Annotated in this window: 13 protein-coding genes; 7 read left to right on the plus strand and 6 right to left on the minus strand. The window is 70.4% G+C overall.

Translation table 11 applies throughout. The features are described 5' to 3' along the window. Together Q0R13_RS11425 and Q0R13_RS11430 are read right to left on the minus strand one after the other, a co-directional pair. On the minus strand, positions 1-442 hold a 442-nt coding region (locus Q0R13_RS11425; protein WP_293903946.1), incomplete at its 3' end, for a PAS domain S-box protein. A 115-nt stretch (positions 443-557) separates the two neighbouring features. Continuing rightward, positions 558-935 (minus strand): response regulator, encoded by a 378-nt coding sequence (locus Q0R13_RS11430; RefSeq protein WP_293903948.1) that lies wholly within the window; start codon positions 933-935, stop codon positions 558-560. Between the two features lie 543 nt (positions 936-1,478). Here Q0R13_RS11430 and pseG point away from each other — a divergent pair. Further along, complete coding sequence (pseG, locus tag Q0R13_RS11435) at positions 1,479-2,498, plus strand: UDP-2,4-diacetamido-2,4,6-trideoxy-beta-L-altropyranose hydrolase (RefSeq protein ID WP_293903950.1); 1,020 nt, start codon at positions 1,479-1,481, stop codon at positions 2,496-2,498. A 4-nt stretch (positions 2,499-2,502) separates the two neighbouring features. Here pseG and Q0R13_RS11440 read toward each other — a convergent pair whose 3' ends face one another. The 3 genes from Q0R13_RS11440 to Q0R13_RS11450 all read right to left on the minus strand — a co-directional run bounded on the left by Q0R13_RS11440 (position 2,503) and on the right by Q0R13_RS11450 (position 5,490). After that, entirely contained in the window at positions 2,503-4,035 is a 1,533-nt protein-coding gene (locus Q0R13_RS11440) for an NAD(P)/FAD-dependent oxidoreductase (RefSeq protein ID WP_293903952.1), read from the minus strand. Positions 4,036-4,193: 158 nt separating this feature from the next. Further along, entirely contained in the window at positions 4,194-5,249 is a 1,056-nt protein-coding gene (gene pseI, locus Q0R13_RS11445; protein ID WP_293903954.1) for a pseudaminic acid synthase, read from the minus strand. Between the two features lie 34 nt (positions 5,250-5,283). Then, positions 5,284-5,490 (minus strand): hypothetical protein, encoded by a 207-nt coding sequence (locus Q0R13_RS11450; RefSeq protein ID WP_293903956.1) that lies wholly within the window; start codon positions 5,488-5,490, stop codon positions 5,284-5,286. Between the two features lie 33 nt (positions 5,491-5,523). Between Q0R13_RS11450 and trxB the strand changes: the two genes are divergently transcribed. Both trxB and Q0R13_RS11460 read left to right on the plus strand, forming a co-directional pair. Continuing rightward, positions 5,524-6,537, plus strand: coding sequence for a thioredoxin-disulfide reductase (trxB, locus tag Q0R13_RS11455; RefSeq protein ID WP_293903958.1), 1,014 nt, complete (start codon positions 5,524-5,526; stop codon positions 6,535-6,537). After that, entirely contained in the window at positions 6,534-7,019 is a 486-nt protein-coding gene (locus Q0R13_RS11460; RefSeq protein ID WP_293903960.1) for an N-acetyltransferase, read from the plus strand. The genes trxB and Q0R13_RS11460 overlap by 4 nt, the downstream gene beginning before the upstream one ends. Before the next feature lie 8 nt (positions 7,020-7,027). Here the strand turns inward: Q0R13_RS11460 and Q0R13_RS11465 are convergent, their stop codons facing one another. Then, positions 7,028-8,167: a cell wall hydrolase gene (locus Q0R13_RS11465; protein WP_293903962.1), complete on the minus strand. Its 1,140-nt coding sequence runs from the start codon at positions 8,165-8,167 to the stop codon at positions 7,028-7,030. 249 nt (positions 8,168-8,416) lie between these two features. Between Q0R13_RS11465 and Q0R13_RS11470 the strand changes: the two genes are divergently transcribed. From Q0R13_RS11470 to Q0R13_RS11485, 4 genes are all read left to right on the plus strand, one after another. Next, entirely contained in the window at positions 8,417-10,396 is a 1,980-nt protein-coding gene (locus Q0R13_RS11470) for an ATP-binding protein (RefSeq protein WP_293903964.1), read from the plus strand. 170 nt (positions 10,397-10,566) lie between these two features. Further along, positions 10,567-11,652 carry a quinolinate synthase NadA gene (gene nadA, locus Q0R13_RS11475; protein ID WP_293903966.1) on the plus strand — a complete coding sequence of 362 codons (1,086 nt, stop codon included), beginning with the start codon at positions 10,567-10,569 and terminating at the stop codon, positions 11,650-11,652. A gap of 2 nt (positions 11,653-11,654) precedes the next feature. After that, on the plus strand, positions 11,655-12,125 hold the full coding sequence (locus Q0R13_RS11480; RefSeq protein WP_293903968.1) for a hypothetical protein: 471 nt from the start codon (positions 11,655-11,657) through the stop codon (positions 12,123-12,125). Beyond that, positions 12,118-13,388, plus strand: a 1,271-nt coding sequence (locus Q0R13_RS11485; RefSeq protein ID WP_293903970.1) for an L-aspartate oxidase, incomplete at its 3' end; no start/stop codon positions are given. The genes Q0R13_RS11480 and Q0R13_RS11485, both read left to right, overlap by 8 nt.

The following is a 13,388-nucleotide window of genomic DNA, read 5'->3' on the forward strand; positions in this document are numbered from 1 at the left end:
CCTCGGCCTCCTTGCGCGCGGTGTTGTCGGTGCCGATCAGCAGGTAGCCGATGATCGCATCCTCGGCGTCGCGCAGGGCGGTGACCGAGACCACCGCCGGGAACCGGGTGCCGTCCTTGCGGATGTAGGTCAGCTCATAGATGTCCTCGATGCCACGCGACGCCTTGAACACCAGGGCCTCGAACCCCGGCGTGATCGGCGTCGACAGCTCGGCGCTCAGAGTCTCGGCGCGGTCGATCAACTCCTGCGGATCGGAGATGTCGGCCGGGGTGATGGTGTTCATGACCTCGGCCGCCGTGTAGCCCAGCATCCGCTCGGCCCCGACGTTGAAGATCTGGATCACGCCCTTGGCATCCGTCGCGATGCTGGAGAAGTTGGCACTGTTGAAGATCGCGCTCTGCAGGGCGCCGATCTTGACGAGCGACTCGGCGGACGGGAACACGCCCTGCACATTGGAGGCCTCGGCCGTCGGGAGCGCCAGGCCCGTCTCGGCGTCGGAAATGGTGATCGGGTGTCCTAACTCGGGTGCGCACGATAAGCGTACGCTACGAAGGGCGTCAGTCGAGAAGTCGTCCCATGGAAATCCCCAGCTGTTCCGGGGAATAGGGTTTCTGGATGAACTGGCCGCCCGGCACGAACCGGTCCGTCATCTCGGCGGTCAGCGGCGTTCCGGATGTGTAAAGCACGCGCAGCTCCGGCCGCAGGGTGATGGCCTGGTTCGCGACCTCGTACCCGCCGAGCGCCAATGTTCCCAGCCGCATGTCCACGAACAGCGCGTCGATCGGCCCCGGCGCGGACAGGTGGACCATGGCCTCGCCAAGATCGCTGGCGACCATGGCGCTGTGGCCCAGATCTTCCATGGTCCATTCGGCATTTTGCCGAGTGAAGGGCTCGTCTTCGACGATAAGAACCGAGGCCATCAGGCGGCGATCCACTTTCGATCCGAAATGATGTTGCGCGCGGGCAGATTTCGTCGGGTTTCTTGACCGTGAACGACATGGGCCGATACGCCGAAGTCTGAAACAAGCGCGACCACACAATTGGCCACGGAGACCGGATCCGAGTATTTGACCGGTTCAACCATGTTTCGACTGTGCGCTCTTAAGGCTTGCAGAGATATGACCAAATCGGTCGCCACCGGCCCATGAGGGCGAAACGCTCCGGCGCGAACGGCCGCCGCCCAGGGTCCAGACTCAAATAGGCCTTCGCAATTTCAATGCCATAGCCGGCGACACCCGCTCATCCCGGCGAAGGCCGGGATCCGGATCCGATAGCTGGGACGCGGGTTGGACGGACCCGGCGCGCCTGGAGCCCACATCTGAGCCCTTCCATCTGGGGCCCGGCCTTCGCCGGGATGAGCGGTCTTGAGTACGGAACCGGACAAAAAGGCTCTAAATCAAAAGTTTAGAGCACGACGGGCGCTTGAACCGGTATCCACTTCAAGCTGTCGTGCTCTAGTTCGAAGGTTACCGGCGACTATGAGCGGCCCGCGCATCCTGTTCGTCGCCGATGCCGGCCCCGCCGTGGGCGGCGGCCACGTCATGCGCTGCCTGACCCTGGCCCAGGCGCTGCAGGCGCAGGGCTCGCGCCACGCCTTTGTGGGGCCGCCGGCGATGGGCGAGCTGCTGGACGCCTTCTCGCCCGACACCGCGCGAACGGTCACCGCCGACCTCGCCGGCGCCGTGGCGCGGGAGGCCTTCGACGCCATCGTCTTCGACCACTACGGCCTGGCCGAGCCAGACCACCGCGCCATGGCCGGCGGGCGCCCGGCGATGGTCATCGACGACCTGGCCGACCGGCCGCTGGGCGCCGACATCGTCGTGGATTCCGGCCCGAACCGGAAGGCCCAGGACTACCTGGGCCTGGCGCCGGACGCGGCGCGGCTGCTGCTGGGGCCGAGCTTCGCCGCCGTCCGCCCCGAGTTCGCCGCCCTGCGTGGACCGGCCCTGGCCTGGCGCGGCGAGCCGGTGCAGCGGATCCTGATCGCCATGGGCCTGACCGACGTGGGCGGGATCACCGGCCGGATCGTCGAGCGGGTGCGGCCACGGGTGCACGACATCGGCCTCGACATCGTGCTGGGCGCCATGGCCCCCAGCGCCCCGGCCCTGGAGAAGATCGCGCGACGCGACCGCCGGCTGCTGCTGCACGTCGACACCCCGCACATGGCCCGCCTGACCGCCGAGGCGGACATCGGCATCGGTGCCGCCGGCTCCTCGACCTGGGAGCGCTGCACCCTGGGCCTGCCGTCGGTGCTGGTGGTGCTGGCCGACAACCAGCGCGAGGCGGCCCGCGCCATGGCCGAGCGAGGCGCGGCCCTGGTCGCCGACCTCGCCGACCCGGACTTCGACGCCGCCTTCGACCGCGCCCTCCTGCGCCTGCTGCGCGACGCCGAGAGCCGCCGTGAACTGGCGGCCCGCAGCGCCGAGGTCTGCGACGGCCTGGGCGCGGGGCGGACAGCCGAGGCTTTCCTGAAGTTGATCGCCGCCCGGGCCATTTAGGCCGTCAGGCGACCTTCGCCGCCGCGACCGCAGCGCCCTCGTAGACGAAGGCCGGCTCATCGAGGTCGATCAGCGGCAGCTCATCCTTCTCCCGCCAATAGTCCTGGCTGTGCTGCCACTCCGGCTTGTCGCCGCGCTTTGGCAACAGGTCCATGCCGCGCATCAGGTAGCCGGGATTGAAGTTCTCCGGATCGATCCAGGGCAGCAGCGGCATGTCCGCATCCTGCGGCCGCAGCGCCACGCTCACCTTGGCCGCGCCCTTCTCGTCCATGTGGGTCAGCAGCCGGCAGACGAAGTCCGCGAGCAGGTCTGCGCGAAGCGTCCAGCTGGCGCGGAAGTAGCCGAACACCCAGACCATGTTGGGCAGGCCGGTGAACATCATGCCGCGATAGGTCACGGTCTTGCCGAACTCCAGCGGCTTGCCGTCGATGGTGAAAGCGATGTCGCCCAGGACGTTCAGATTGAAGCCGGTGGCGGTGATGATCACGTCCGCCTCAAGGGTCTCGCCCGACTTCAACAGGATGCCCGTCGCGGTGAACCTGTCGATCTCGTCGGTTACCACCGACGTCCTGCCCGCCTTGACCGACTGGAACAGGTCGCCGTCCGGCACAAAGGCGATCCGCTGGCGCCAGGGCCGATAGCTGGGGGTGAAGTGCTTGGCCACCGCCTCCGGCCCCACCAGGGCGCTGACTCCGGCCAGCAGCTCCTGCTTCACCGCCTCGGGCTGCTCGATGGCCAGGCGGGTGAACGCATCCTGGTCGAACAGCACCTTGCGGCGAACGATCTCGTGGATCCAGGTCTCGTCGATCTGCAGTTTGCGCAGCTCGTCGGCCATCAGGTTCTCGTTGCGGCCCGGGATAAAGTAGGTGGGGGAGCGCTGCAGCAGGGTGACGTGCCCGCAATCCTCGGCGATGGCCGGGACCAGGGTGGCGGCCGTAGCCCCGGAGCCGATCACCACCACCTGCGTGCCCGTCAGGTCCAGGTCCTGCGGCCAGGTCTGCGGGTGGACGATGCGCCCCTTGAAGTCGTCCATGCCCGGCCATTCGGGCGTGTAGCCTTCCGAGTGCCGGTAGTAGCCCTGGCACATCCACAGGAAGTTGGCAGTGAAGCGCCGGATCTCGCCGGTGTCGGTGCGCGTGGCCTCGATCGTCCAGAGGGTCTCGGCGCTGGACCAGGTGGCGGAAGTGATGCGGTGGCGGTAACGGATGTGGCGGCCGAGGTCGTTCTCGTCGACCACCGCATTCATGTAGTCGAGAATCTCCTGGGCGGTGGCGATCGGCGGGCCGACCCAGGGCTTGAAGCGATAGCCGAAGGTGTAGAGGTCGCTGTCGGAACGGATGCCCGGATACTGGTGCGTCAGCCAGGTCCCGCCCATGCCCTCAAGCGCCTCCAGCACCACGAAGGTCTTGCCGGGGCGCTGCTGGGTCATGTGGTAGGCGGCGCCGACCCCGGAAATCCCGGCGCCGACGACCAGCACGTCGAAGTGCTCCGCTTTGACCGGCGCGGCCTTGACCGCGGTGGGGGATGCAAGGCTCACGTCGTCCTCCAGTCTTCTTTGTTGTTCGACCAGATGCCGGACCCTGGCGACCCTCGGCTTTGATCGAGGTCAACATAACTGATCGCCGATAACAAATATCGGCTGCGGCGCCCCGTAAAGCCCGAATCGTGTGCGCCCGGTTTCCAGCGACCCTATAATTAGGCCAGCATATCCCAGGCGAGCGGTTCGCCACGGGCCAGGTCGCGCGCCGCCGTCCGGCCCAGCACCGCGTCCAGGTCGGCCGGCGGCAGGCCGTTGCCGGGGCGGATGGAGCGGACGTTGGCCCGGTTCAATGCCTCGCCCGCCTTGATGTCGGCGGCCACGTAGAGCGAGCGGCGGAACTGGACGTTGCCCCGCTCCGAGCCCAGCAGGTCGTAGTGGGCCCGGCCCAGCGCGGCCCAGGCGGCCTTGGTGTCATCCACCAGCGCCTTGAACTCGGCCGGCTCCAGGCTGAAGGCCGCGTCCGGCCCGCCGTCGGCGCGGGCCAGAGTGAAGTGCTTCTCGATCACCGACGCGCCCATCGCGACGGCGGCGACTGAGGCCGCCGTGCCGGGCGTGTGGTCCGACAGCCCGACCGGGCAGCTGAACCGCTGCGCCATGTCGGCGACCGTGCGGACGTTGGCGTCGGCGAAGGTGGCCGGATAGCTCGACACGCAGTGCAGCATCACCACCCCCGGCGCGCCGGCGGCCAGGGCAGCGTCGCGGGCGGCCTCGATCTCGGCCAGATTAGCCATGCCCGTGGAGATGATCAGCGGCTTGCCCCTGGCCGCGGCGTAGCGGATCAGCGGCAGGTCCACCGCCTCGAACGAGGCGATCTTGAACGCAGGGGCGCCCAGGCCGTCCAGCAGGTCCACCGCGGTTTCGTCGAAGGGGCTGGAGAACAGGGTGACCCCCCGCCCCGCCGCCCGCTCTAACAGCGCCGCGTGCCACTCGTAGGGCGTCTGGGCCTCCTGGTAGAGCTCGTACAGGCTGCGGCCGTCCCACAGGCCGCCATGGATGCGGAACTCCGGCCGGTCGACGTCCATGGTGATGGTGTCGGCGGTGTAGGTCTGAATCTTGATCGCATCGCAGCCGGTGTCCGCCGCGGCGTCGATCATCAGCAGCGCCCGATCCAGGCTGCCGTTGTGGTTCCCCGACAGCTCACAGATCACGTAGGGCTCGTGGGACGCGCCGATCTTCCGGCCGGCGATCTCGATCTCGGGGGTCGTAGCCATTAGGGTTTCTACCCTGATGCCCCTGAAACGGTCGTTAACTAAGCGCGCTCAGTGAAGGGTCAGCGGCGATGAGGATCGTCCTGGGCCGTGCGCCCAGGACCAGGCCCAGGGCCACGCCCGTCCCCAGACCCACCATGGCCAGCCCCGAATAGAGGCGCAGGCCGATGCCCAAGGCCAGCCCTGCGCCCGCCGCCGCGCCGATCACGGCGACCAGGCCGACGGACTTCATTTCGTGTTGCATGCGCCGCTCCGTCATCGCACCTACATAAGGGCCATGCTTCACGAACGTTCCGAACCCCGTACCGTCCGCTGCCTGATCGTGGGCTCCGGCCCCGCCGGCTACACCGCCGCCGTCTATGCCGCGCGCGCGTTGCTGGACCCCGTGCTGATCCAGGGGATCCAGCCCGGCGGCCAGCTGACCATCACCACTGACGTCGAGAACTATCCCGGCTTCGCCGATGTCATCCAGGGCCCCTGGCTGATGGAGCAGATGCAGGCCCAGGCCGAGCATGTGGGCACCGAGATCGTGGGCGACATCGTCACCCGGGCCGACCTGTCGCAGCGGCCCTTCCGGCTGGAGACCGACAGCGGCCAGGTCTGGCTCGCCGAGACCCTGATCATCGCCACCGGCGCCCAGGCCAAGTGGCTGGGGCTGGACACCGAGCAGAAGTTCCAGGGCTTCGGCGTCTCGGCCTGCGCCACCTGCGACGGCTTCTTCTACCGCGGCAAGCAGGTGGTGGTGGTCGGCGGCGGCAACACCGCCGTGGAGGAGGCCCTGTTCCTCACCAATTTCGCGTCCAAGGTCACCGTCGTGCACCGCAAGGCCGAGTTCCGCGCCGAGAAGATCCTGCAGGAGCGCCTGTTCAAGCATCCGAAGATCGAGGTGGTCTGGGACCACGCCGTCGACGCCGTGCTGGGCGACTCCGACCCCATGGGCGTCACCGGCGTGCGGCTGAAGCACGTCCAGACCGGCGCGACCCAGACGCTGGCCACCGACGGCGTGTTCGTCGCCATCGGCCACGCCCCGGCCTCCGAACTGTTCAAGGGCCAGCTGGAGATGGACGCCGCCGGCTACCTGAAGGTGCAGGCCGGCAGCGCCGCCACCGCCATCCCGGGGGTGTATGCGGCCGGCGACGTCACCGACGACGTCTATCGCCAGGCGGTCACCGCGGCCGGGATGGGTTGCATGGCCGCGCTCGAGGCCGTGCGGTTCCTGGCCGAGGAGGACCACGCCCGGGCGCACCACCCGATCACCCACCATGAGGCGCAGAAGATCGGCGTCTGGTGATCCGCTACGCCCGCCCCCCCGACCACCCCGCCATCGCCACGGTCAATGAGCTGGCGTTCGGCCAGCCCGACGAAGCGCGGCTGATCGAACGGCTGCGCGCCGACGGCGACGTGCTGTTCGAACTGGTGTCGGAGGCGGCCGGGCGCATCGACGGCCACATCCTCTACAGCCGGCTCTGGGCGGATCGGCCGGCGCTGTTCGCGGCCCTCGCGCCGCTGGCGGTCCATCCGGATCGGCAGTCTGCGGGCGTTGGATCGGCCCTGGTCCGCGCCAGCCTCGACAGCGCCCGCGAGTTCGGCGTCCACGGGATCCTGGTGCTGGGCCACCCCGCCTACTATCCGCGCTTCGGGTTCGCGGCTGCGGCCGCGGCCCGGGTCGCCGCGCCCTACGCCGGCAGCCCCAGCTTCATGGCCCTGGCCCTGGAAGACGGCGCCTTCGATACCCCACTCAGCGCCAGCTACCCGCAGGCCTTCTCTGGCTGAGGGCCGCCTCAGGCGGCGGGGCCGGCGTTCCCCGCGGCAGGGGCCAGCGACGGCGGGGCGGAGCCGGCGGCGGGGTTCATCGAGCGCTCCAGGCTCTCCAGGCTCTCGTTGATGCGCTTGACCTCGTCCGGGGTCGGCTGGCGGTGGGTCGACATCAGGACGCCCATCACCCGGGTGCGGTCGCCGCTGGGCAGGCTGGGATCGACGACGCTGTAGGTCCGGACCTCGCCGGCCACGGCCAGGGTGATCCTGCGCTCGGCCGGGATCCCCTGGAGCTCGGGCGCCAGCAGGCCGCCCTGGGTGCGGGCGTCCAGGCTGCCCAGCACCGCGGGGCTCAGATAGGCCTCGCCGCCGGCGTAGCGGCCGGTGAAGGCGGCCGGTTCGCCCCACGGGCCGGTCCAGCGGTAGAAGATATGCTGGCCCACCTGGACCATCTTCACCAGGGTCGGCGCCCAGTACGGGGCCACATATTGCGCGTGGTAGTGGGTGGCCGAGCCCACGGTCTTGTCGACGTAGCCGGCCAGCGCCTTCTCGGCGACGTCGCGGGCGCGCTTCCAGAGGGCCGGCTGCGGCGCATAGCGCATGGCGCCGTCGCAGGTGAAGGTGAACTGGCAGCCGGTCGGGCGGGCCGAGCCCTGGTAGACCACGCCGCACACCGACTTCGGATAGGCCGGGTGGCGCACGCGGTTCAGCACCACCTGGGCCACCGCCTCCTGGCCGACCTCCGGTTCGCGGGCGGCCTCATAGTAGACGGCCTGGGTCAGGCACTCGATGGCGCGGGCGCGGTCGGCGCCGTCGGCGGCCAGAATGAACGGCCTCATTGGGCGGATCGGCAGGTTCGCGAAGGGGCGCAGCCCGTTCAGCTCCGCAGCGCTCTCGCCCTCGGCCGGCGCCACCCCCAGGGTGGGCACATGGGTGATGTCGAGGCTGGCCCAGCCCTCGGGGCGCGCCCAGGCGTCGGGGCGGCGCAGGCCAGGGTCATGGCGCAGCACCAGGGCGCGCATGGCGGGATCCATGGACGCGGCCAGCCGCTGCAACTCGGCCGCCGACAGATCGCGCTTTGCAAAGGCGGCGCGTTCGTGGGCCAGGATGTCGCCACGCGCGGGCGCAAAGCCGCGGCCAGCCAGGATCGCCGCCAGGACCAACAAGGTCCCTACCCCTGCCCACACCAGGCGGGGCCAACGTTCCAGGTACTGCCTCAGGACCAAACTCTCTCTGGCTTCCGGCGTCGCATATAGGCGCAAACCGGCGATATTTGGACCCATCACCGGCAATTTTCGTGCAAGCGTCCCTTGTGGCCGATGCGCGCACCGTCGCGGGCTAGCCAGTTGCGCCGCCCTCTCCTGCATCCCATGCTGGTTGCGGGAGTCCAGTTCGGACCCGGGGACTTGGCCTTGATGACGCCAGCGCTGTGGCCGCTTCGCCTGATCCCGCGACGGTCGCCGCCATTCCTGACGGGCCTGGCGGTCACGGCCGGATCGCTGGCCGCCGCCATGGCGGTGCGCGGCGCGCTGCTGGGCTGGCCGGCGGCGGTCGGGCTTTCGGCGACGACCTTTCCGGCCCTGATCGTCGCCACGCTCTATGCCGGGCCGCGTTGGGGCTGGAGCGCGCTGGCGGTCTCGCTCGCGCTGGGCCAACTGACGCCGATCGGCACGGTTCTCAACGAGACGGCCATCCTGGCCATGTTCATTGTCTCGGCCAGCCTTACGGTGGTGGTGTCTTCCAGCCTGCGCTCGGCCATGCTGCGGCTCGACGAGGCCAACGCCGCCCAGGCGGCGGCGCAGAAGACGCTGGAGGTGACCGAGGCCCGGTTCCGCCAGCTGGCCGACAGCGCCCCGGTGCTGATGTGGGTGACCCAGATCGACGGCCGGCGCGAGTTCGCCAACCGCGCTTATGTCGACTTTCTGGCGGAGGGCTACCAGACCGCACTCGACTACGACTGGCGCCAGGTGCTGCACCCGGACGACCTGGCCCGGGTGCTGCAGGAGCAGGTGGCCGGCGAGGCCTCGCGCCAGCTGTTCGCCCTGGAGGCGCGCTACCGCCGCCACGACGGGGAGTACCGCTGGATCCGCTCGGTCTCCCAGCCGCGATGGGGCCCCGAGGGCGAGTTCGCCGGCTTCATCGGGGTCGGCTACGACACCAGCGACGCCAAGCGCGCGGAGGAGGATCTCAAGGGGATCAACGACCTGCTGGCCGAGCGGGTCGACGAGGCGCTGGCCAAACGCGACGAGGCCGAGGCCGCCCTGCAGCGGGCCCAGAAGCTGGAGGCGGTGGGCCAGCTCACCGGCGGGGTCGCCCATGACTTCAACAACCTGCTGACCGTGGTGATCGGGGCGCTGGACCTGATGCAGCGGCATCCGAACGACGAGGCCCGGCGCGAGCGGATGATCGAGGCCGCCATGGGCGCGGCGCGGCGCGGCGAGCGCCTGACCCAGCAGCTGCTGGCCTTCTCGCGTCGCCAGGCCCTGAAGCCGGAGCCGGTGCAGGTGGACGCCCTGCTCAAGGACACCGAGCCGCTGCTGCGCCGCGCGATCGGCGAGGCGGTGACCCTGACCGTGGCCCCCGCGGCGCCCGAGGCGGTGGTCAGCGTCGATCCCAGCCAGTTCGAGGCAGCGATCATGAACCTCGCGGTCAACGCCCGCGACGCCACCCCCGGTGGCGGGATAATCCGCATCGAGACCGACGCGGTCCGCCTGGAGGCGCGCCAGGTCGAGGAACTGCCGGCCGGCGACTATCTGCGGGTGGCGGTGCATGACACCGGCTCGGGCATGGACGCCGCGGTGATCACGCGGGCCTTCGAGCCGTTCTTCACCACCAAGCCGCCGGGACGCGGCACCGGCCTGGGCCTGTCGCAGGTCTATGGCTTCGCGCGGCAGAGCGGCGGTACGGCCACGCTGGACAGCACGCTCGGCAAGGGCTCCACGGTCTGCCTCTACCTGCCACGCGTCGCCCCGGACCCGGCGGCAGCGCCGGCCGCCGGGCCGGTTGCCGCCGCCGCTCGTGGCCCGGCGCTGCGGGTCCTGCTGGCCGAGGACGACGTCCAGGTGGCCGAGCTGGTCGAGGCCATGCTGCGGGACCTGGGCCACGAGGTGCAGCTGACCGAAAACGCCGAGGCGGCCCTGGCGGTGTTGCGTTCGGGCGCGGCCGTGGACCTGCTGCTCACCGACCTGATCATGCCCGGCGACAAGTCCGGCGTGGACCTGGCCCGCGAGGCGGTGAAGCTGCGCACCGCCCTGCCGGTGATCCTCTCGTCCGGCTACACCGGCGACGTGCTGCACGCCGCCGAGGAGACGCCCTGGCCGCTGCTGCGCAAGCCCTACGGTCCCGAGCAGCTGGCCCGCGCCATCGCCGAGGTGACCGCCCCGGTGGTCGCTTGACGCCTGGTCATTGATCGCACTGCAGCATGAAAAGACCGCTTGCACCCTGCGCTAACGTCGCTATATTTACTTTTGCTCGAATTGAGCAAAAGAGAGAAGCGCCCGGTATCTTCCCCCTGGCGCCTTTTTATAGGCCTAGGAAATGCTCACTTTGAGCATAAGGAGGCGAGATGCCCGCCGACGGTTCCCAGTTCGCGTTCACCGCTGAGATCGAAGCCCAGACCGCGCCTGCATGGGAGAAGGTCAAGCATCACGTGACGCCCATGGAGTGGCGCCTCCAGGCTCCGCTGATCGCCGAGATCAACCGGTTGAAGCGCGAGAAGCACGCGGTCATCCTGGCCCACAACTACATGACGCCCGAGATCTTCCACGGCGTTGGCGACTATGTCGGCGACAGCCTGGGCCTGGCCAAGGAGGCCGCCCGCAGCGACGCCGCGGTGATCGTGCAGGCCGGCGTGCATTTCATGGCCGAGACCTCGAAGATCCTCTCGCCCGAGAAGCGCGTCCTGATCCCCGACCTGCGGGCCGGCTGCAGCCTGGCCGCCTCGGTCACCGGCGCCGACGTGCGGTTGATTAAGCAGCGCTACCCCGGCCTGCCGGTGGTCACCTACGTCAACACCACCGCCGAGGTGAAGGCCGAGACCGACATCTGCTGCACCAGCGCCAACGCCGTGCAGGTGGTGGAGGAGGCCGCGCGCCTGTGGGGTGTCGACCGGGTGATCCTGATCCCCGACGAGTTCCTGGCCCGCAACGTGGCGCGCCAGACCCACATCAAGATCATCGCCTGGCAGGGCCGCTGCGAGGTCCACGAGCGCTTCACCGCCGCCGACATCCTGGAGATCCGGGCCGCCTGGCCCGATGCCGAGATCCTGGCCCACCCCGAATGCCCGGCCGAGGTGCTGGAGGTCTCCGACTTCGCGGGTTCGACCGCGGCGATGAACGACTACGTCCTGACCCGCAAGCCCAGGCGGGTGGTGCTGATCACCGAGTGCTCGATGGCCGACAACGTCGCCGCCGACGCGCCCGACACCGAGTTCGTGCGCCCCTGCAACCTGTGCCCGCACATGAAGCAGATCACGCTGGAGAATATCTACGAGGCCCTGCTTCACGACCGCCACGAGGTGACGGTGGACCCGGCCATTGCCGAGCGCGCCCGGCTGTCGGTGCAGCGGATGATCGACCTGCCGCCGCCGGCCGTCCCGGCCCGCTACGACCTGGTCAAGGCCCGCCACCACGTCGATGTGGAGCTGATCTGACCATGGCCTATGAGGTCACCCTGGAAACGGTCGGGGCCGTGCCGATGGCCGCGGTCGCGGCCCGGGCGCAGTTCGGCGAGCTGCCGCGGGTGATCCCGGCGTCGCTGGACAAGGTCTATGCGGTGCTGCGGGCCGGCGAGCCCGGACCGCTGGGCTGCAACACCGTGCTCTATCGGCCGGGCGTCGACGGCCGGACCATGGACCTGCGCGTCGGCGTGCGGCTCGATCGCCCTTTCGCCGGCGTCGGGGAGGTCATCCTGGCCGAGACCCCTGCCGGCGAGGCGGCCCACGTCGTCTACCTCGGCGACTACGGCAAGATGCGTCCCGCGCACCAGGCGGCCCAGGACTGGGCGCGCCAGCAGGGCCGCGGGCTCACCGGCGTGAGCTGGGAGGTCTACGGCGACTGGTCCGAGGACCCGACGGAGCTGCGCACCGACATCTATTACCAGCTGGAGGGCGAAGCCCATGGCTGAGCGCATCCAATATGACGGCGTCCTGATCGTCGGCGCGGGCCTCGCCGGCCTCAGCGCGGCGCTGGCGGCCGCCCCGGCCAAGGTCTTGGTGCTGACCGACGCGCCGCTGAACCAGGGCTGTTCCTCGGCCTGGGCGCAAGGCGGGCTGGCCGTCGCCCTGGCCGCAGACGACACGCCCGAGCTGCACGCCGCCGACACCGTGGCGGCCGGCGCGGGCCTGGTGGACGCGGTCATGGCGCGGTTGATGGCCGAGGAGGGCCCCGCGGCCGTGCGCCGGCTGGCCGAGCTAGGGGCGCCCTTCGACCGCACCGCCGACGGCGGCTTCGCCCAGAGCCTGGAGGCCGCCCACGGCAAGGCCCGCGTGGCGCGCGTGAAGGGCGACCAGGCCGGCCGCGCGATCATGGAGGCGGTCACTGTCGCCGTCCTGGCCGCGCGCCATATCGAAGTGCGGACGGGCGCCAGGCTCACCGGCCTTTTGCAGGACGCCGACGGCCGTATCCGCGGCGTCGTGGCCCGGATCGGCGGCCAGACGGTGGAGATCGCCGCCCGCGCGGTGATCCTGGCCACCGGCGGCATCGGCGGCCTCTATGCCGTCACCACCACCCCGGCCGAGCTGCAGGGCGACGGCCTGGGCCTCGCGGCGCTGGCGGGCGCGGCGATCGCCGACCCCGAGTTCGTGCAGTTCCACCCCACAGCCATCGACATCGGCCGCGATCCCGCCCCGCTAGCCACCGAGGCCCTGCGCGGCGAGGGCGCGGTGCTGGTCAACCGCGCCGGCGAACGCTTCATGGACAGCTATCACCCGGCCGCAGAGCTGGCGCCGCGCGACGTGGTGGCCCGCGCCATCCACGCCGAACGCGAGGCCGGCCGCGGCGCCTTCCTCGACGCCCGCCAGGCGGTGGGCGCGCACTTCCCCGAAGCGTTCCCGGCGGTCTTCGCCGCCTGCCTGGGCGGCGGCATCGATCCCCGGACCCAGCCGATCCCGGTGGCGCCGGCCTGCCACTACCACATGGGCGGGATCGCCACGGACGCGCAGGGCCGCACCTCCCTGCCCGGTCTCTACGCCGCCGGCGAATGCGCCTCGACCGGGGTGCACGGCGCCAACCGCCTCGCGTCCAACTCCCTGCTCGAGGCGGCGGTGTTCGGCTCCCGGGCCGGCCGCGCCGCCGCGGCGGAACAGCCCGCGCCGGCCGCCAGCCGGGCGGTGAGCGCCCCCGGCCTGCCCGCCGTCGGCCTCGCCGCCCTGCGCCAGGCCATGAGCCG

Origin of the sequence: Phenylobacterium sp. (assembly GCF_025351295.1) — a bacterium.
Classification (GTDB): domain Bacteria; phylum Pseudomonadota; class Alphaproteobacteria; order Caulobacterales; family Caulobacteraceae; genus Phenylobacterium.

What these genes read in the sequence shown, in the direction of transcription:
- Q0R13_RS11450 (WP_293903956.1), bottom strand. Translation starts at nt 5,490, where the DNA reads ATGCAACACGAAATGAAGTCCGTCGGCCTGGTCGCCGTGATCGGCGCG.
- nadA (WP_293903966.1), top strand. Translation starts at nt 10,567, where the DNA reads ATGCCCGCCGACGGTTCCCAGTTCGCGTTCACCGCTGAGATCGAAGCC.
- pseG (WP_293903950.1), top strand. Translation starts at nt 1,479, where the DNA reads ATGAGCGGCCCGCGCATCCTGTTCGTCGCCGATGCCGGCCCCGCCGTG.
- pseI (WP_293903954.1), bottom strand. Translation starts at nt 5,249, where the DNA reads ATGGCTACGACCCCCGAGATCGAGATCGCCGGCCGGAAGATCGGCGCG.
- trxB (WP_293903958.1), top strand. Translation starts at nt 5,524, where the DNA reads ATGCTTCACGAACGTTCCGAACCCCGTACCGTCCGCTGCCTGATCGTG.
- Q0R13_RS11480 (WP_293903968.1), top strand. Translation starts at nt 11,655, where the DNA reads ATGGCCTATGAGGTCACCCTGGAAACGGTCGGGGCCGTGCCGATGGCC.
- Q0R13_RS11470 (WP_293903964.1), top strand. Translation starts at nt 8,417, where the DNA reads ATGACGCCAGCGCTGTGGCCGCTTCGCCTGATCCCGCGACGGTCGCCG.